This window comes from Butyricimonas faecalis (assembly GCF_003991565.1).
In the GTDB taxonomy this organism is placed as follows: domain Bacteria; phylum Bacteroidota; class Bacteroidia; order Bacteroidales; family Marinifilaceae; genus Butyricimonas; species Butyricimonas faecalis.
Genome location: NZ_CP032819.1, coordinates 2828117 through 2847795 on the forward strand (window position 1 = coordinate 2828117; position 19679 = coordinate 2847795).

Sequence of the window (19679 nt, forward strand, 5' to 3'; positions counted from 1 at the left end):
CTTCAAAAATGAAAAATAGGGTGAAGAAAAATCAGATTTTTTTTGAAAAAAGATTTTAATCTTCTTTCATCTCAAAAAGAAACAGTAATAAAGAGAATTGTTCTTGTTTCAATTTTTCCCGCAAAGTCTTGTAAGCGATTTTCATTTGTGTTTTTACCGTGTTGACCGAAATTCCTAACGAGTCGGCCACATCCTTATATTTCATATCTTCCAGAACCACCAATTTAAAAACAACTTTACATTGCAAGGGTAAATTTTCAATCTCTCCCCACAAATGGTTCAATTCCGGTGTTTCAAATTCCACGACTTCTTCCGAAATCTTCAAATTTTGTTTCACATCCTCCAAATCAACACGTTCCTGTTTATTCTTCAAAAACGTAAAACAAGCATTACGCACGGCAACAAACAAATAACTATCAATGGATTCCCCCTCATCAATCTGAGTAGTTCTTTTCCAGATCTTTTCAAAAACTTCCTGCACAATGTCTTCTGCCACGTCAAACTGCACGACAAATGTGGCAGCAAAACGACACAGTTTTTTGTAGCGAGTTCTGAAAAGATAATCAAAGGCAACTTCTTTTCCTTCTTTTAACTCTCTAGTCAATATTTCTATGTCATAATATTTCTGACTATTTTCCATCGTATAGCTTAACCGTACAAAATACGCCCTACTTAAAAACCTCCTATTGCATCCATAAATTGGCTTTTCAAAAATAATAAAATCTGAAATAAAACTTCCTTTTTAACCTCACTTTTGTCGCTGACAATTTTTATTTACCCGTATGATAAAAGAAAAATCCTCACCACAACAATCCCGTCATCGGGTTATAAGCGAAATAAAAAAGCCGTCCTGAAACAATACGGTCTTCTAGATACAAATTAAAACTTAAACTTATTCACTTAAGATTGTTTTTATATATCTATCCGTCAAATTTATAAAATATGATTTACAGCATCTTACAATTCAAAACTACAAGAATTTCCTTTTAAAAAAATATCTTACCGTCTTCAAGTTTATCCGAAATCTCATTTTTTTCAAAAAAAATCTGTCAAACCTTTGCAGAGTCCAAAAATTGCACTACATTTGCATCCGCAATCAGGAAACAAGGGCGCTTAGCTCAGCTGGTTCAGAGCATCTGGTTTACACCCAGAGGGTCGGGGGTTCGAATCCCTCAGCGCCCACAAAAGAGGTTCAAAAAGGACCTCTTTTTGCATTTATCTACTTTTTCACGTGCTCCCAATATTTGCAAGTATCCGATTTATAATTTTGGTAGTTATATACGATTTTGTTGTGAGCTGTTAACTCCTGCATGCAAGAAGGTATATTTACCATTCATAAGGATAGTGTACCAAAAAGTGTGTAAATCCCAAATTTTTTATTTTTGTAATGGAACTGTCAAAAATGAATATTTATGGAATTTACACATGAACAAATCTCGGAAATAATTTCAGAAATAACAAATGGCGAATCCGGTTTTCATGGATTAGTAAAACGCGGGTTAGAGAGTTTAATGCTCACCGAGCGAAGTCTTCATAACGAAACGTTATCAGACGTGAGTAACGGTTTTCGAGGCCGTAGAGTCTGTCATGGAGGTAAGGTCTTCGAGCTTCGGGTCCCGCGTAGTCGTAACAGTAATTTTTACCCGATGTTACTAGGCGTGTTGAAAGACCAGGAAGAAGAAGCGCAAAAGCTAGTGAGTAGCCTTTATTGTAGTGGTTTAACCACGGAACAAGTGGGTAAAATTTACGAACAGTTTTACGGCAAGCATTACAGTAAAAGTCAGGTAAGTCGTCTCTTGAACACGGCACGTGAAGATGTAAACGCCTGGCTGGGGCGTAAACTTGAGAAGCGTTACCCCATTCTTTATATTGATGCCACTTATGTCCTCACCCGGCGGGATGAGTCCGTGAGCAACGAAGCCTACTACACGGTTTTAGGGGTGAAAGAAGACCGGACAAGGGAAGTTTTGACCGTCGTGAACTTCCCCGTGGAAAGCGCCACGAACTGGAAAGACGTGTTCGAGGATCTAAAAGCGAGAGGGGTCCAGGAGGTTAACCTCCTGGTGTGTGACGGGCTCCCCGGCATTGAAAATGTCCTGGCGGATACTTTCCCGCTGGCGGATCTACAGCTATGTACCGTGCATTTGAAGAGGAATATCGCGGGAAAGGTCAAGCCAAGGGACAAGAAACAAGTGCTGGAAGAGCTTAAACAAATTTGCGCTCCCGACCAGTGGGAGATCTCGCCGGAAAAGGCTTTTCTAAAATTTAAAGAGTTTATTGCCAGGTGGCAGAAAAGTTATCCCGTCTTGAAAAGATATTGTCACGACAGGTACAGGTTCTACTTCACGTACTTCAAGTATGAAAGAGAAATCAGGGGGATGATTTACACTACAAACTGGATCGAAAGGCTGAACAGGGATTACAAGAGGGTTATAAACATGAGGGGCGCAATGCCAAACCCGCGAGCCGTCATCCTGCTCATGGGAACGGTGGCGCAAAATGCAGATATTTACAAGTACCCAATTTATAATTTTTTAGAATCAAGATTATTTTATTAAAAATTAATAGATTTGCAAATATGAAAAAAGAAGGGCTATACACACTTTTTGGTACACTATCTTCATAAGCAAATGGATAAGGGATTAACTTCCAAGACAAGCACCAATTAATCTCGCCACGGAAACATATCAGAGACGTTCACGAACGTCTTTGTAACGTCTTTGATTCGTCTTTGATACGTCTTTAATCCCTAAGAACATCGAATATGCCACGGAAGATGAACGTGTATTACCTGGGAAAAGTTTACTTTATATTTCGTTGCAAAGTAGTATATAAGTACCATAATTTTTTTAGAATCAAGGTTATTTTATTGAATTATTTATAATTTTGCAAGCATGAAAAAAATAATATGCATTACTACCATTTGTATCGTGATTATCGGTATCTGTTATATTTTTTTGAGGCATGATCCGACGGAGAACGTGGTAAAATATTATAACACGAAGGAAATGACATATGAGTATAGTGCAAAAGATGCTGTTTCCAATTTAATTATGCGATTTGATGGTAAAATGGAATGTGATATTCACGTAACATTGACTTCACGAGAAGATGAAAAATTGATTCAACATTTTCTTATAAAGAAGCAAAAGTTGAATAATTATACTATTCGGACGGACTGGTATTATTCGAACGTGCAAATTGCTTTGAAGTCCGAGTGTCAAGATAATGAAGTAAAATTAAAAATAACATCCTATTGAGTAAGACTAAGCTACCGGGTTAACCCGGCAGCTTAGAAGATACAGTTATTGGTATATTTCGGGATTGGATAGGATATTCGTAAAATATTAAAATTTAGCCAACTAATTCATTGCAAATTAGTTGGCTTTTTTGTATCTTTAATTGTTCCCCGCGATAAGAGGTTGACCGCCAAAAACGGGGGTAATCAAACAAGAATACGATGGTAAAGATACAAAAAATTTCAAGACTAGAACCGACCCTTGGGTTTACAGAATTTGATATCTATCAATGTTACAAGTCTAGCTTCGAGTCAAGCGAGTCGGGTCGTTTGCACGCTCTTTTCCCGTTCAAGTTGTTTTGCCAGTCGACCGGCCTGGTGTCAAGCCGCATGGGTTGTCCCTCGCTCTTCTCCCCTGAAGGCAAGGTGGCCCTGATGTTGTTGAAGTCTTACACGGGTTTCTCGGACGCGGACCTGGTGTCCCACCTCAACGGTAACATTCACTTCCAGTTATTCTGCGGGGTTTACATTCATCCCTCCCGGCCATTAACGAACCACAAGATAGAGAGCGTGGATAAGCACTACATCCGTCCCATTGTCAGGGGAAAAGAGACGAGAAACGTGAAGTTCGGAGCTAAGGTCAACAACATCCAAATGGACGGGATCTCTTTCATCGAGCACCTCTCTTTTAACGCTTCCAACGAGGGTACCCGCTTGCAACAATGTATCGAGCTGCAACAACGCTTGTTCAAGACGCACGTTAAAGCCGTGGCGGCCGATGCCATTCACGCCACCAAAACATGCACTGCCTCTACAATTTTATCGTGTTTTTTCAAGAGTAGACCAGGGAAACGTGTAAAAAAACTAAAATAGCCACAACACTAAAAGGTCTCGCAGCTATTCTTAGGAATTTATTGAATATCCCTGATTAATTCTGTTTTACTAACGAAATAATATAAAAGGGAGGAAAACCTGCGCGTGAAAAATAAATTTCACCCCCAGGTTTTCCACTTAACCCATAAACACTGCATTCAACCCCTTTTCTATTCTGAATAACTACTTTACCACTTAGGAGCTTTCTTCAAAGAGCGATTAATCAAATATAATAAATAATCGTAATGTGCTTGGGTTTCAATATTTCCCGTACCTTTGCGCTGGTTTATTAATTTAATAACCTTCCCGTAAAGAGCATTCCACAAATGATTTGTATTGTCTACTGCGATATTCTCTACTAACCAACGGCTACCAAACCCTGCTGTCAGATTGGTTTTCAAGGCATTATCCACAAAACGCATCTCTGTCGGAATTTCAACATTGCGCATTTGTTTGATTTGGCGTAAGATCTCTTCTTCACTTGGTATTTGTGGTGTTGTCGCATATACTTGTCCAAACGGGTCTTTCTTACCGTTAAAGTCGACAAGATCACGAGTCCGACGGATAAATTCGTTTTGCATAATACGTTCTGCCTCTGTAACATTTCTGCCTTTTATCGTGGAGTCCCAAATGTAAGCGTAAAGATCTTCAAGATATTCTTTGGGGGTATAGTTGTCTTTATCTCTATATGCCACGAGAGACAATCGCTTGGTAATGAACAACTCAGTTGTTACGTTTTGCATGCGAATTAAATAAGTTTGTAATATGCGGCGAGCTTGCGAACCGTCAAATGCCAAATTTTTCGTTACGTTGTAATTGTCAATCCAATCCATGTTTTTCAACTCGTTCATGACAAAAGCCAAAGAACGTTTTTGTAAATCCTTGCTTAAAGGAATAAACGAAGGCATAGCATCACCCACGAAATGTTCGTTTAATTTGAATCCCCCGATATTTATATACACGTTGAACAAATATTGTTCAAAATGGTACACCAAATACCTGTAAAGCACATTTCTATATTCGAAATCAACATCTTGACTATCCAACCAATCGTTCATGTTCTCAAGAATATATTTCAAATTCTTGATGCCATAAGTACTGGCTTTGAGTGCATCATCACCCAAATCGTTCGGGAGGGCAGTCGGATCAAACGTTGTCAACAGGCGTTGCCTTTTGCCATAGCGGAAAATAGGATCTCCGGCTTTCTCTGCAATCCATTTTTTGACAATTTCATAATCAGCTTCTTGTGTCGTGGCTTCAGGATTCGGTTGATAAGCTACTTGCACGGTATAGTAGTCGGCAGGTCCAATTTTACTCTGAACGAGTACCACATTTTTATCTTCCGGTTGTGCCACGTAGTTATATCCCAATTCGTCCATAATCGACGGGCTGATTCCGTATTGCTGGGTGAAAGAAGCCGAACGCAAGGAATCTGTCGGGTAAGCATTGGAGGCGGCAGCGTTGCACAGGAACCCCAGCATTGTTCCCGTATTGTTGGCAACCATGGCCTTTAATCCTTCACCGAAAACTTCCAAGGGCAATTTCATATTACGAGCCCGAGCATCATTGGATGCCGTTTGAATGAAACGTCCATAATTGATTTGGCTTAACACATCATGAAAAATAAACAGGGAAGCCGTCATAATTTCACCGGAACGAGGATCTGCCCATAGAGGACCCGATACGGTACTGTATATACTAGTCGGGGCATAACGAATACAATTAAACGCAATATTATCTGGGTCAAAATTCGGATCATCTTTTGGGAAAGGTTTTACTTGGATGGCATTTTTAAAACCGATAGCTTCAAATGCTTTATTCCATTCAAGGACTCCTGCCGTGATATATTCACTCCAGCCTTGCGGGAAAAGGTTGTCAATATAGAACACGATCGGCTTTATCAGTTCCACAAGTTCACCTCGTTTATAGGCTTCCATGTCCTTCGGTTGCAAATTCCAGCGAGTCATATAGTGTGTCTTCATAGCACGATCTACCTTCGTGTTCATATTCATTCGGGCAATCGTGTTGATATTAACACGAGGATCTGCCAACCGAGGCCACATGATATCTTTCTCTTCCGGAAGAATCATAAGAGTGCGGTTAAGTTTTGCCGTCACGGGCTCATCTTTGGCAACAAGATATTCCCCGCCCACGACAATATCCTGGTCGTAATTTAAAGTTGTGACAACAGACACGTTATTTTCAAAAGCTTTTATCGTGTCGATTTTTGAAAGTTCCTTTTTAAACTTAACAGCACGACTTGCCCGACCGTATTCTACGGTACGTTTACTCGGTCCCCAAAATGGATTCATTTCATCCCGATGTTCCGTGAAGAACGCTGTCATATCGACAACAACCGCACTGCTATCCGGGGTGTAAGTTTCTACTTTGAATGTATTAATTATAGCCGGGGCGCTACTTTTCCGGATCGCTTCGCGTGTGTTTTCGTCCTTTGAATCCGTGTAGATTGGAGTCTGTCCGTTTGCAAGCAATTCCACTATACACATTTGCAAAGTCGAATCCCGTAGAGTAAAGGTCACGTGCATCGGTTCATAAGGCATTTGCCCCACCAGCCCGTTACCGTTATCACTAATTTCTACGATAGTTGAACCTAAAAGGAATTCTCGGCTTAACAATGTTTTCGGGAATTCAAAATAAACTTTTCCATTCACTTGGCGGAGCGTGAACAATCCTTCTGCCGTTATTACTTTTTTATCCTTGAAAAGCTTTTCATATTTCGTCAACTCTTGACTTTCAACTTTTTCTGTTTTTTTCTTTTTCCGTTCACTCTTTGCCATGACATTCACCGTGCTTGTCAAACAGAAAGCCACGAGCAATAAAATGGATATAACTATATTTCTATTCATTACTTTAGTTTTTAATTTTAAGCATTTATTCCTTCCTATTTCTGAAATCTTCGATCATTTCCAACAAATAAGCGTGATGTGCCCGCGTATTAAAATTACCGGTTGCCCGTTTACTTTTTACCGTTTTTTCAATGCGGTCAAGTAGTGAAAAATACAGGTACTTCGTGTTATCATGAGCAATGTTATAGACCGGGTATTGGAACTCGAATCCCGATGCCATGTGTTCTCCGCAACTGCAAGTACGACGCAACATGGGTTTCTCCGCAATAGGAGGTCTTTTCACCGTCCAGTTAACAGGTAATAATGAATTCAAGAGGGAAGACAATATCGTTTTCTGCAAAAGCATGTCAATAGCAGAAAGGTTTTTCCCCTTGATTGTCGGTTCCCACACGAGAGCATGCAGGTCGTTCAGGTATTCTTGGGATGAGTAGGAGTTCGGATCACGGTACTCGCCTAAGGATATTTTTTTCGTGTTGACAAGTAAAGCTGCTGCAAAATTCTTCACGAGCCTCTCCGAACGAGGAGAACTTACTCTTAAGTTTTCTGTTACTTGGGGATTATCCAACCATTCCAGTTGTTGCAAATTTTTAATCAGAAACCTAAGCGATTGTTTTTGCTTCTCCTTGGGAACAACTGCGAACGAGGGGCGAGGATCGTTTACCTCGTGTTCATTCAAGTAAAAACCACCTATATTCATCAGTGCATTATAGAGATAACCGAAACATTGATTGACAATTTCTCCATAAATATTTATCCGGTAATCAAAATTCGGGTCTTCCTTGTCCATCCACTCGTTCACATGTTCGAGAATGTACTTCAAGTTTTTGATACCGTACTCTCCTGCCTTCACCGCATCATCCCCCAAATCTTCCATCAATGCACTAGGGTCATACACGGCTTGGAGCTGTTGCTTCCCGTAACGGAACATCGGGTCACCGGCTTTCTCGGCAATCCAGCCTCGCACGATAGCATTCTCTTCTTCCGCTGTTTTTGCCTCGGGAATGGGTTGATAACCTATTTTTATGGCATAAAAGTCATAAACCCCGATATTGGGAGGCGTCAATCGCAAACCTTTATCTCCGGGTTGAGCAATGTAATTATTACGGGCATAGTCCATAATGGAAGGAGTGGTACCGTATTTTTGCGTGAACGAAGCGGAACGAAGCGAATCTACCGGATAGGATGAAGAGGCTCCCATGTTATGCATCAACCCCAAACAATGTCCCACCTCGTGAGCGATAACATAGTTAAGGCTTTCATCCAATATGTCTTGTGGCAACTTTTTCGTGCGCACTCTTTCATTTACTTGTGCGGTTTGCACGAAACGCATATCGTTCACGAGCTTGATGACATCGTGGTAAATATACACGGAAGCGTTGATAATCTCCCCGGTACGAGGGTCTGTCCACGAGGGCCCCATCCCGTTAGCCACATCGATAGGCGCATAACGGATGCACGAATATTTCAGGTTGTCCGGGTCAAATTCCGGGTCATCCATCGGGAAATCTTTTGCCTGCATCACGTTTTTAAAACCGATTTTCTCGAAAGCGGCATTCCATTCCAAGACTCCCGCATGGATTGCTTTTTTCCATTCAGCCGGAAATGTATTGTCGATGTAGAACACAATGGGTTTCACCGGCTCGACCAATTCACCCCGCTTGTATGCCTCCATATCCTTCGGCTGCACGTTCCAGCGATTCATGAAATAAACGTATTTTGAGCCATCCCGCTTTACACTGATATTCTGTTTCACGGTAGTAAAAAATCCGATCCGGGGATCCGAAATCCTACTCCTCATCATATGCTCCTCGTCCGGTAACAGAATGATAGAGCGATTAACTTTTATCGTTACAGGCAACTTAACCTCTTTATTCTCTTGGCTTGCAATCGTGTAATTCAAAGAGGAGATGATCGACACATTATCCTCGAACGCTTTAATGTCATCGATAAACGACAACTCCTGCTGGTATTCCGGTGATAATTTAACTCTCCCGTATTCGGCTTTTATCCCGTACGGGTCAAAAGGCGAAACGCGCTCGTCATCACTCAAAAATAGATCTGTCATGTCAATAACCACGGCTGTACTGTCGTTATTGAATGCTTTTATTTCGTACGTTTTGATAATCGGCGAGATAGAACTTTTCCGGATGGATTGTTTCAGTTCATCTTCCCGGCTATCCGAATACTTCGGAATCACTCCCCACGGTTGCGTGATTTGAAGCAATTGGATAGAGGAATCCCTGCGGGCAAAGGCCAAGTGCAGAGGCTCTTGTGGCTTTTGTCCCACAAGCGAATAACCGTTGTCGCTTGTTTCCTTGATCGTGGAACCAAGCAAAAATTCTCGATTTAGAAGCGTCAACGGGATTTCAAAATAGAGCTTTTTATCTGTTTTATGAAGGGTAAATACCCCTTTACGGGTAACAAATTTTTCCTGCTTGAACAATTTATCATATTTGCTTTCCCGGGTTGCTTCTTCTGTCTTGTCTTTATTCTTTCTTTTCCTGTTCCCACCGAAACTATCATCGGGTAATGCCGTCACGAGTAGAAAAAGAGAAGAGATGAATATAATGAACCCTTTCGTCATAATACTGATTTAATTTTTTTAATTTATGCTGTCACTTGTAATTTATTACTTATCTCTGAGAAAATCCTCGATTAATGATAACAAATAGTTATAATGAGCTTTGGATTCGTAGGTCCCCGTATTTTTATTCGCTTTTAGCGTGTTATGAATTCGGCTTACCATCCGATGCAATAAATGTTTTTGGTTGTCATTGGATATATTCTCCACGTACATGATGTAATTAAAACCGAATGTTTCATTTAATGCTTGCCTAAAATCATTGTCACGTTTGAAATTCAAGAAATTCTTTTCAGTCGTATTCGCATGTAATGCCGAGTTTTGGCTCAAAGAATTCATCATTTGCATAGCTTCATAAACAGGCATCTTTATTTTGGCGAATGTTGGAATCTCCGGTATGGGATTACTCCTAAGTAAAAAATAGTCCGATTGAAACATTTTTTCGGTTAGTGGATCAGCTTCTTTAAGCAAGGTTTCAAGGAAAACTGTTTGCAATAACATTTCCGATGCCATGGGGGTTCTTCCTTTGATAGCGGATTCCCACACGTAGCTATACAAATCATCAAGATATTCTCTCGGCGTGTAAGCAACGTCCGGTTCACGGTAGGCAGCCAGTGATATGCGTTTCGTGTTCAATAATGTTCCGCTAAATTCTTTCAGCATGAGTCTTGCCGTTGAACCGCCAAATTCAAGATTTTTAACCACGTTAATGTCATCGATCCATTCTAGGTTCTTCAGTTCTTTCATGATGAATGCCAGCGAACGCTTCTGGATTTCCTTGGGAACAACCTTACATGTAGCGTAAGGATCTCCCACGTAATGTTCGTTGATATAGAATCCCCCTATATTCGTCTGAGCATTTGTCAAGTAACGGGTGTATTGGGTCACCATATCATTGTAAATACTTTGGCGGTAGGTGTAATCATGATCTTTATCATCCAACCATTCATTCATATGTGCCAAAATATATTTCAAGTTCTTGATACCGTACTCCCCAGCTTTTACTGGATCATCACTCAAGTCCTCCGTCATGGATGAAGGGTCGAATACACCGTAATACACTTGTTGTTTCCCGTAGCGGTACTTCGGGTCCCCAGCTTTATCGCTAACGAATTTTCTTAATACCGGAATTTCTTCCGCGGTAGTATTTGCTTCAAGAATCGGTTTATACCCGTATTCGATAGCGTAATAGTCATACACGCCCAAGTCGGGGGGGGTTAATTTAACTCCTTTATCTCCGGGTTGTGCTATATAATTATAACGCGCATAGTCCATAATAGACATCGTTGTCCCATATTTTGCCATAAATTCCGCATCCCGATACTTCTCAACAGGAATAGCGGCAGAGGCTGCCATATTATGCGTCAAACCCAACGTGTGCCCGATCTCGTGGGCAATAATGTAACGCATGCTTTCTTTCACTACGTCTTCCGGTAATTTGGGTGTTCTTACGCGTTCATCCAATTGTGCCGTTTGCACGAAACGCATACTATTTACCAGTTGAATCACGTCGTGATAAACCAACACACTAGCATTGATAATCTCGTTGTTTCTCGGATCTACCCATGAAGGACCTTGTGCGTTAGCCATCCCAATCGGGCAGTAACGAACACAATTATATTTAATATTATCCGGGTCGAATTCCGGGTCGTTTGTCGGAAAATCTTTAGCTACCATCACATTTTTGAAACCGATTTTTTCAAAAGCCTTGTTCCATTCCAAAATACCTTGGCGAATCGGTTCTTTCCATTCCTCAGGGAAAGCGTTATCCACGTAGAACACGATCGGCTTTACGGGTTCCACCAATTCTCCCTTCTTGTAGGCCTCCACGTCCTTCGGTTGCACGTCCCATCGGTTGATAAAGTATATATTTTTTATACCGTCTTGCGTGGTACTGACATTACTTTTGTAACCGAAGAAATACCCCACCCGGGGGTCGGCTATTCTCGGGCGCATACTTGGCTTTTCGGGGAGCAAAACCAAAGAACAGTTTACTTTTGCCGTAACCGGTTCGTTGTGAGCAAACATTACTATTCCCATATAAATAATATCTTGCAAATAAGACAAACTCGAAGTGATGGATATATTGTCCTCGAAAGCTTTGATTTCATCGACGTAAGAAAGGTCTTTTTGGTATTTTACAAATCTAGCTGCCATCCCGTAATAAGTTCTTTGGCTATACGGATCAAAAGGTTGCAGCCAACTGTTATTGCCCACGAAAAACTTGGTGACATCAAACACGACGGCTGTACTATCCGGAGAATAAGCTTCTATTTTGTAAGCATCAATCACGGGAGCAAAATTTCCTTTCGCCATAGCAGCTTTCACGTTTGGATCTTTTGTGTCCGAAATCATTTGCGTCTTGCGTTCATTGCTCACCTCTTTTATTTGAACAGCACTATCTGCTAATGAAAATTTGATGTGTACCAAAGGATTGTTTTTCTGTCCCACCAGCGCATTGGAATTGTCACTGATTTCAGACACGGTTGCACCCAAAAGCATTTCTCTCTCCATCAAAGATAATGGAAATTCCATGTATACTTTTTGATCCATCTTGTGAAGGATAATCATCCCTTTCACTGTTGTACACTGCTTTCCCTTGAATAATTTTTCGTACTTGCTTTCTGTCTTCTCTTCGACTTTTGCATCTTTTTTCTTGGACTTTTTCCTAGCCTCCGAAGTGAACGGCACGCAAAGCAAAGCCACCAGAATAATTAAAACTCTGATTTTCATAAATATTTTGATTTAAACATACAATAACATCCCATCCTAGGGATTTATGAATTTTATTGAAAGAAATACAGGTACTTGATAGTATCCGTATTCCTTTTGGCATTTTTATATTCTCTATTTTTTATTCGCATTAGACCAACTCCACTCGTTTCCACTTCCTACTTTAAAGCGGACATCAACGATTTTGCCAAGATTCGTTTCTTCGGGAGTCTTCCATATCAATTTTTCTTCGTTTGTTAAATTTTTACCATCTTTCATATTCAGAATAATAAATTGTCCATTATCCATACCAATCCCCGCATGCCTGTGTCTATATTTTTCCGCATTTATTGCCGTGACATTGCCGGAGCAGGTATAATAAGGTTTAATGCCATCTTTAGGGGAATTTCTGCAATACAAGTAGAGTTCCTTATCCTTGGATATAAGTACGTAATCTGATTCTTCCCCGTAAGGCAAAGTATATATCACGCTATTGGAGTTTATATACGGGGCTAAATCAATTTCATTACGTTTACAGTTATTTAAGTAGACATCTGAAATATTCCAATCCCGATTTATGATAAAATCTTGTGTCCAGTATTTCCCATCTTTATCTTTTAAAATCATGAAGAACCCAACACACTGGGATGAGTATGCATCATAGGGATCGGGACGATAATATCCTAAATGGATTAATTCATTATCTCCTAGATTATCCAGAGGTACCCAATCTGCTGGAACCGACTCAATATCGTCCGAAGGTTTACCGGGCATTACTAGAGGTTTGTTTACATTTGTCAATCCATTATTGATGGTTTGATCCAAGACCAAAACCAGTCGGTTATTTTCAAAATCATGGAGGGTTGCAAAACCACAATAGACGAATGTCGATAGATGGATATGAGCATGCAATTCTTCTCCGTCTAAAGTAACCGGTGTTTGTAAATAGCTGCTTGAATGAAACAATTGATCATTGGGTTTTACCCGAGAAAATATTTTCCCATCATAATTTTCTATCAAGTCGACTCTTTTCATGGACATGGTATTGATCGGTTTGAAATCAGCTGGCAAGGCATTGTTGGCGAACGCCTCGTCAATTGTGATCTCTTTTTGGAATGCAAAACCATCCAAATCAACCATGCCTTGTCCCCCTTGTTGCACAATCATAATATTACCAACTAAGTTACTGTTGCCGTATGTATTACAGAAGTGTTCATGTATTTTAATTGGTATAGAGCCTAACTCACTATTATTTTGTTGTTTATACACGTCTTCATACACGATGTCAGCCCAAACCTCCTCCCCGGTTTCATTTTCTTCTATTGACTCTTTTATGAATGTCAGGTAAGATTTTTGGTCTTTATCTCCCAGTATAATCCACCCATAGGCATTAAATTTACTATACACCTCATACGTTTTGGATTGAATGTAGGTAACCCCCGTATTAGGATCGGTAATGCGTAAAGCAAGTTGTCCTAATGCAATCGTGTCCGTGACCCAGTGGAAATCTTTTTTATTCCACTCCGGGCGTGTTTTACCACAATAAGTCCACGTGTAAGTCAAATTCTCTGTCTCAACACCGCTGCTAAATGTTAATTCCGGTTTTATATCCAGTACATCCCCTATGGTTATGTTATTTTCAAAATTGGGAAATTCTCCGATTTCTATAGTATTGATATCGTGGTAAGAATTACTTCCTTTGTCATCATAGCAATTGGTGAAAAACAGCACTATAATGATGAGTGAAAATATATTATATTTCATCTTCATGGTCTTTTAATTTAAAATTAATAGCAAGGGATTATCATTGGGGCTCCTCCAGCTTCCGTTATGTCATTGTCCGGATCATTATCGGCAAGCGAAGCCGCAATGGCGTTTTTGAGTTCTAGTGCTAATAGCCGCATCTCCCACGGTTCCTTACCTTCTAGGGTGGTTTCGTCCGTTACTTTTATAAAGGCAGTGTATTTCTCCGGGGAGAATGTCCCTAAATACATTTCAACGATGGTATTATCCCACCATAAAGGGCAACTTATCATATTGTCATAACGAAGTTGCGCTGTTTGTTGGTAATAATAACCGGCTTTAAAATTTTCATTTTCAGCCAAGGTGAGCTTAAGTAGGTAGGATTTCTCCTCTAGCTTCTCTTTCTTAACCTCTATCCACAACGTGTCCTGCATGCGGTTCGCCTTGAAAACAGGAGGTTGGGGTAACACGTAGTCCCCCACAATGGCTGTCGTTAAGGAATCAATAACTTGTATTTTATATTCAAGGTCAACCTTGGCTGGTTCTCCGATTAGAGTCACGATGAAGGGCACCTTTAATGTATTCTCCCCCGGATGATGCGAAAACGAAATATAAGCCGTGTCCATTCTTCCCTCCGTGGAAATGAATAATTGGCGATGGGCTGTGTCATATAGTGCCGCCTCTTGCTCAGAACAAGCAAACAAGACAAATAATAATCCTAATATAATAATATACTTTTTCATATCTTTTGACGTGATTAATTAATGGTTTCACTTTTGGGTAAAGGAAAGATAAAGGCATCGTCCGGCATGGATCTGACAGGTTTGATATTGAGTTTTTTATAATAATACCATAATTGTCCTTCTCCTACAAATTCCCTTTTGGCTTCATTAATCAATTCCGTGCTAAATTCCGATACAGAACTGATATCCAAGCGTCCGATGGTACAATTCCGTCCCCGGCGTACCATGTCCAGTTCACTTGTAGCCTTGTCGAACATACTGGAATGCGCATAATATTCTGCCCGGATATAGTACATTTCGCTTAAACGGAGCATGGGTATCATGACTTCGTTTATCTGCTGGTTGCCTGTTGCAGTTTTGGAGTATTTTACGGATTGATAAAAATATCCGACTTCAGCGATTAACTCCCTACGGTAATCGGCAGGATCATCGAATAGGTCATCTTTATCCCAAATGTCTAGATATAACTTTACGTACTCTCCATTATAATATTCCAGATAGTTGTCCAAAAGTTTTTCATTTGACAATGCAAAAATTAGATCATCTTGCAATTTTGGTTTTTTACTAAGGTCGCTTTTAGAAGTAAACTGGAATAACTTGTGTAGATCTTTATCTTTTGCATCGATAACGATTTGGGTAGCATCAAATGCCTCTTGGTATCTCCCGATATAAGCGTATGCACGAGCTAAAAGGGCTTGAATGGCGTAGTAATTCATCCTAAAGCCTCTATATGCCTCAAAAAGATCTGTAACTCCTAGTACCCCCATCCCGATTGCCGTGTTAAAACGGTACAATGAATGTAACTTGTCTTCTCGCGAATCCAACGTGTCATACGGCGCCACAAGATCTTTTGCCGCATTAAGGTCACGAATCACTTTTTCCATCACCTCGTTGACCGTTGTTCTTGGTTCGAAAGTCGATGGATATTTCTCGAAATAAGGAATATAGGTACGGCCATCATCTTTGGATGGGGCAAATAAACGTACCATATCAAAGTGTAGGAAAGCCCGAAGAGCCAACGCCTCACCTTTGATTACATTTTTTTCCAGTTCTTCTCCCGCAAATTTTAACGGGTCTTCATCGTCAATCCGTGACAATAAGTTATTCGCATTCGCAATAGAATTGAAAGCTCTCGACCAGATGTTGTCAATTAATGTTTCTGAATCTTGGACATCATAATTGAATTTTTCAGCCATGTGTTTCCAAGGATTATCGAGTTCTCCAGAATCATAGTATTGCGCCAACACATCGAGTACACCCCATGTCATCTCCCTGCCGTACATGCTTCCGGAAGCCATGTTTTGATATATGCCGTTCAAAGCATTTCTGTATCCTAACCCGGTTTCAAAAAGCTGCTCTTCGTCAACTTGATCTTTCGGGCTTATTGTCAACCAATCGTTACACGAACTCAATACGGTCAACAAAGTTATAGCGGTAATAAATTTCAATACTTTCATATTTTTTCTTTTAGAAGCTGGCTTTTAATGAAAAATTTATCGTTCTAGCAAAAGGATAGCTCAAACCCCTTTCTTCTTTTACCGACGACCATCTCACGAGATCTTCTGCACCGATCTCAAAACGTAGCATGCTCAATTTGGCTTTTTTATCCAAGGTTGAGTGAAATCATAACCAAGAGAGATGGAGCTCAAAGATACCGTGTTGTAGTCTTGCACGAACCGAGATGTCGGGTTGGTTGCCGTAACACCGGATCTGCCGCTTTCCAGTTTTTTAAATTTTGCCTTGTCTCCGACTTTCTGCCATCTGTTCGTCAACACCCTTCTGTCCACATTCTCCTCGTAAATATTTGCGTTTTCTACCCGATCTACCAGTGTTTGGTTATAACGTTGTCCCCCGAATTCATACATAAAATTCGTGAACAAGGTAAAGTTTTTATAGACTAAGTTGAATCCGAATGAACCTTGCGCATCCGGATCTGTACAACCGATCACCACTTGGTCGGAAGTATTCCACACGTCAGTTAACGTTCCGTCCGGGCGGATAAACACTTCATTACCATTGGACGGATCGATCCCCATTGATTTGACACCCCAAATGGTGTTCATGGATATTCCTTCGATGTATTTAGTGAAAGGCTTGCTGGTTGAACCATCGTAAGGATTGCTCGTGTTAAAATAGTCGTCCACTTGTGAGTTGTAATCTTTCAAGCTTTGGGCGATTTTCATCAAACGGTTTTGATTATGCGAGAGGTTTCCGAAAAGAGCAAAGTATAGATCTTGTTTCCTGATAATATCCGCTCTCAAGTTGATTTCGTATCCCTTATTCCTTACTTCCCCGATATTGTCTTTGTACGTATTGAAACCCGTGGAACTCGGGATGGTCACGCTATTAATACAGTCAGTGGTCTTTTTGTTGTAATAGGACGCTTTGATGTAGAAAAGACGATTCAATATGCTCAATTCAACCCCGACATCCAACGTGTTCGTCGTTTCCCAAGTAAGGTCTTTATTCCCCAATGCCGTTAATGTCGCCCCGGCTCCTGTCTGGTACCATTGGTCATCATTCATCGTGTAAATCGTTTTGGCCTCGTAATCCGAGAAATTGACATTTCCGGTTTGCCCGTAGCTACCCCTGATTTTCAACTCGTCAATATACTTGTAGCTGTCCATGAAAGCGTAATTGTGGATGTTGATACCGAACCCGGTAGACCAGAAAGGTGCATATTTCCGGTCGCTTCCAAATTTTGACGACCCGTCGATACGTCCTGAGAAATCGAATAGATAGATATCCCGGTAACTATAGTTTACCGTAGCAATAGCTCCGAACAACCTGCTTTTGCCTTCTGATTGAGAGGGCTTCTCGTAAATTTCTTTCGCATAATTAGGCGAATTCAACGAACCCGACGGGAAGCCCTTGTATAGGGCGAAACCGCTTTTGCTGTAATCTTCTTTCGTATTGATCCCGACGGTAAAGTTTACGCTGTGTTTGTCAAATGTGCGATTGTAAGCCAACAACAGGTTCATGTCCCAATTAAACGCTTCCCCGTTTGATTTTCTCAATTCTCCAGAATAAAGTTGGGTCATGCTCAACGGTTCTGAATTCCGCTTGGAGAGCGGGTCAAGAAAACTTTCTCCATGTTCCACGATTCTGGTAATGCTGAAAGTTCCTTTCAGCAACAAATGTTGGGTTATATACCAATTCGCACTGAGATTGTTGATGAACTCCTCGATATCGGATTTGTCGTAATTCATCAATGTCGATTCGTAAAGGGGATTTTCCCGGTAATCAGTAGCCGTACTTGTTCCGTCATAATCTTGTAATTTTTCGAGATATTTCCCGTTTTTATCTTTGTAAGGATCATACGGTTGGGCATAGGCATATTTTGAGAAATCACCGTATGGAGATTCGGCCGATTTAGTCAAGTTATAGCTTACTTGATTTTTTACCTGCAATTCCCCTATCCGGTAGTCCACGTACAATGCAATCCCGATATTATCCCGGTAAGAACCGATCATGACTCCCGAGTTGGTATTGTAACCAAGATCAAGTCCAAACCGCACATTTTCCGCCCCTCCTTCTACAAATAAACTGTGTTTGTGATTGAATATGGTTTCAAGAGGTTTAGACAACCAATACGTATCGACACCTTTTTCAATATTCGTGAGTTTCGCATTATATTCTTTTTCCTTAGCAATTAAATCCAGGTCATCATCGGCGTCATAGCAGCCAGCTAACTTTTCGACTTTCAACTTTTCTCTCGCATTTAGAAGATCATAATCCGACAAGTCGGGAGCGACCACTGAACCGGTAAAGCTATACGAAACATTCAATTTACCTGGTTTCGGAGCTACGGTTGTGATAACCACGACACCATTGGCGGCACGCGAACCATATAGGGCCGTTGCTGCAGCATCTTTCAATATAGTGATACTCTCGATTCTATTGATGTCGAAGTCGTATAATTTTTGCACGCTAATCTCGAACCCGTCCATAATAAACGTCGGAAGGTTCGGGTTATTCTGTAAATTACCTTTAGTTGTGTAATTCGGATCTAATTGCTTTATACCTATACCGGATTCACCGCGAATATACATTTCCGGTAAGGCATTCGGGTCTGATCCCCATTGGTTGTTTTCTTTGATACGGAAAGAGGGATCAAATGCTTGCAACGCTTTAATTACATTCGTTTTGGAAGCCTTTAAAAGTTCCTCTTTCTTTACAGAGACCGTATTTCCCGTGAAACTTTCTTTTCTGATGTTGGCATATCCCGTCACAACCACCTCATCCATCTCCTCCACGTCTCCTTTCATCTTGATAATCAATTTTTCATCATTTTTCCGATCATCACTTAAACGATAATGGATGGTTTCCATCCCAATAAACGAGAACACTAAAATTGTACTATCCATTTTGGGTATCTCAATTTTAAACTTACCATCCGCATCCGTTACAACCCCCAGTTTAGTTCCCTCTATAAGAATTGTAACTCCAGGCAACGGAACACTTTTCTCATCTACCACCTTACCCTTGATTTGCCGGGGTTTCTCCTGTGCTTTTTCATCTTTAGCCGGAGTGATGATGACTACATCATTTTGGATAACATAAGACAAAGGCGTATCTTTCAATAACTCGTTCAACACCTCTTCCAAAGTAGCACTCTTCACACTCAAATTCCTTTTCCCATACTTTATGACTTCTTCCATCTGATACAAAAAACGATAACCAGTTTTCTGACTCACATTTGTGATGGCTTGGTCGATAGTAACGTTTTCCAAATTCATTGTCAATCTTACAACTTGAGATTTCGCACCAACCTGCAAGAAGAAGAGGGACATGAATAGAAGAAGAAAGCTGCGTTTAAAAATAAATCGCATCTTTTTAAATCTTTGCATTCCGCCAAAGACTTCAATTCCATTTTTTTTCATACTTTTACATGCTTAATGATTAATTATTGACCTTTTAAT

Annotated in this window: 11 protein-coding genes and 1 tRNA gene; 4 read left to right on the forward strand and 8 right to left on the reverse strand. The window is 40.5% G+C overall.

Annotated features, from left to right (window positions below):
• Nucleotides 1-55 precede the first annotated feature (55 nt).
• Nucleotides 56-640 carry an RNA polymerase sigma-70 factor gene (locus tag D8S85_RS12270; RefSeq protein ID WP_106480915.1) on the reverse strand — a complete coding sequence of 195 codons (585 nt, stop codon included), beginning with the start codon at nucleotides 638-640 and terminating at the stop codon, nucleotides 56-58.
• A 467-nt stretch (nucleotides 641-1107) separates the two neighbouring features.
• On the opposite strand from D8S85_RS12270, the gene D8S85_RS12275 reads away from it, so the two are divergent.
• From D8S85_RS12275 to D8S85_RS12290, 4 genes are all read left to right on the forward strand, one after another.
• Nucleotides 1108-1182 (forward strand) — tRNA-Val (locus D8S85_RS12275).
• A 230-nt stretch (nucleotides 1183-1412) separates the two neighbouring features.
• Nucleotides 1413-2558, forward strand: coding sequence for an IS256 family transposase (locus D8S85_RS12280; RefSeq protein ID WP_127074756.1), 1146 nt, complete (start codon nucleotides 1413-1415; stop codon nucleotides 2556-2558).
• 336 nt (nucleotides 2559-2894) lie between these two features.
• Nucleotides 2895-3260, forward strand: coding sequence for a hypothetical protein (locus D8S85_RS12285; RefSeq protein WP_106480916.1), 366 nt, complete (start codon nucleotides 2895-2897; stop codon nucleotides 3258-3260).
• Between the two features lie 200 nt (nucleotides 3261-3460).
• On the forward strand, nucleotides 3461-4111 hold the full coding sequence (locus D8S85_RS12290; protein ID WP_127075136.1) for a transposase: 651 nt from the start codon (nucleotides 3461-3463) through the stop codon (nucleotides 4109-4111).
• 188 nt (nucleotides 4112-4299) lie between these two features.
• Here the strand turns inward: D8S85_RS12290 and D8S85_RS12295 are convergent, their stop codons facing one another.
• The 7 genes from D8S85_RS12295 to D8S85_RS12325 form a co-directional block, all read right to left on the reverse strand.
• On the reverse strand, nucleotides 4300-6978 hold the full coding sequence (locus tag D8S85_RS12295) for a zinc-dependent metalloprotease (protein WP_106480918.1): 2679 nt from the start codon (nucleotides 6976-6978) through the stop codon (nucleotides 4300-4302).
• 25 nt (nucleotides 6979-7003) lie between these two features.
• The gene (locus D8S85_RS12300; RefSeq protein WP_127075138.1) at nucleotides 7004-9562 is read right to left on the reverse strand and encodes a zinc-dependent metalloprotease; all 2559 of its coding nucleotides are present in this window, start codon (nucleotides 9560-9562) and stop codon (nucleotides 7004-7006) included.
• Nucleotides 9563-9607: 45 nt separating this feature from the next.
• Complete coding sequence (locus tag D8S85_RS12305; RefSeq protein ID WP_127075140.1) at nucleotides 9608-12292, reverse strand: zinc-dependent metalloprotease; 2685 nt, start codon at nucleotides 12290-12292, stop codon at nucleotides 9608-9610.
• A gap of 114 nt (nucleotides 12293-12406) precedes the next feature.
• Nucleotides 12407-14035: a PKD-like family lipoprotein gene (locus D8S85_RS12310; RefSeq protein ID WP_158641568.1), complete on the reverse strand. Its 1629-nt coding sequence runs from the start codon at nucleotides 14033-14035 to the stop codon at nucleotides 12407-12409.
• A gap of 23 nt (nucleotides 14036-14058) precedes the next feature.
• Entirely contained in the window at nucleotides 14059-14757 is a 699-nt protein-coding gene (locus tag D8S85_RS12315) for a DUF4843 domain-containing protein (RefSeq protein WP_106480922.1), read from the reverse strand.
• A gap of 14 nt (nucleotides 14758-14771) precedes the next feature.
• Complete coding sequence (locus D8S85_RS12320) at nucleotides 14772-16214, reverse strand: RagB/SusD family nutrient uptake outer membrane protein (protein WP_127075142.1); 1443 nt, start codon at nucleotides 16212-16214, stop codon at nucleotides 14772-14774.
• 132 nt (nucleotides 16215-16346) lie between these two features.
• The gene (locus tag D8S85_RS12325; protein WP_240648646.1) at nucleotides 16347-19640 is read right to left on the reverse strand and encodes a SusC/RagA family TonB-linked outer membrane protein; all 3294 of its coding nucleotides are present in this window, start codon (nucleotides 19638-19640) and stop codon (nucleotides 16347-16349) included.
• Between the last annotated feature and the right edge of the window lie 39 nt (nucleotides 19641-19679).

Coding starts and splice junctions, on each gene's coding strand:
- D8S85_RS12305 (WP_127075140.1), bottom strand. CDS start 12,292: ATGAAAATCAGAGTTTTAATTATTCTGGTGGCTTTGCTTTGCGTGCCG.
- D8S85_RS12290 (WP_127075136.1), top strand. CDS start 3,461: ATGGTAAAGATACAAAAAATTTCAAGACTAGAACCGACCCTTGGGTTT.
- D8S85_RS12300 (WP_127075138.1), bottom strand. CDS start 9,562: ATGACGAAAGGGTTCATTATATTCATCTCTTCTCTTTTTCTACTCGTG.
- D8S85_RS12280 (WP_127074756.1), top strand. CDS start 1,413: ATGGAATTTACACATGAACAAATCTCGGAAATAATTTCAGAAATAACA.
- D8S85_RS12320 (WP_127075142.1), bottom strand. CDS start 16,214: ATGAAAGTATTGAAATTTATTACCGCTATAACTTTGTTGACCGTATTG.
- D8S85_RS12295 (WP_106480918.1), bottom strand. CDS start 6,978: ATGAATAGAAATATAGTTATATCCATTTTATTGCTCGTGGCTTTCTGT.
- D8S85_RS12310 (WP_158641568.1), bottom strand. CDS start 14,035: ATGAAATATAATATATTTTCACTCATCATTATAGTGCTGTTTTTCACC.
- D8S85_RS12325 (WP_240648646.1), bottom strand. CDS start 19,640: ATGAAAAAAAATGGAATTGAAGTCTTTGGCGGAATGCAAAGATTTAAA.
- D8S85_RS12315 (WP_106480922.1), bottom strand. CDS start 14,757: ATGAAAAAGTATATTATTATATTAGGATTATTATTTGTCTTGTTTGCT.
- D8S85_RS12285 (WP_106480916.1), top strand. CDS start 2,895: ATGAAAAAAATAATATGCATTACTACCATTTGTATCGTGATTATCGGT.
- D8S85_RS12270 (WP_106480915.1), bottom strand. CDS start 640: ATGGAAAATAGTCAGAAATATTATGACATAGAAATATTGACTAGAGAG.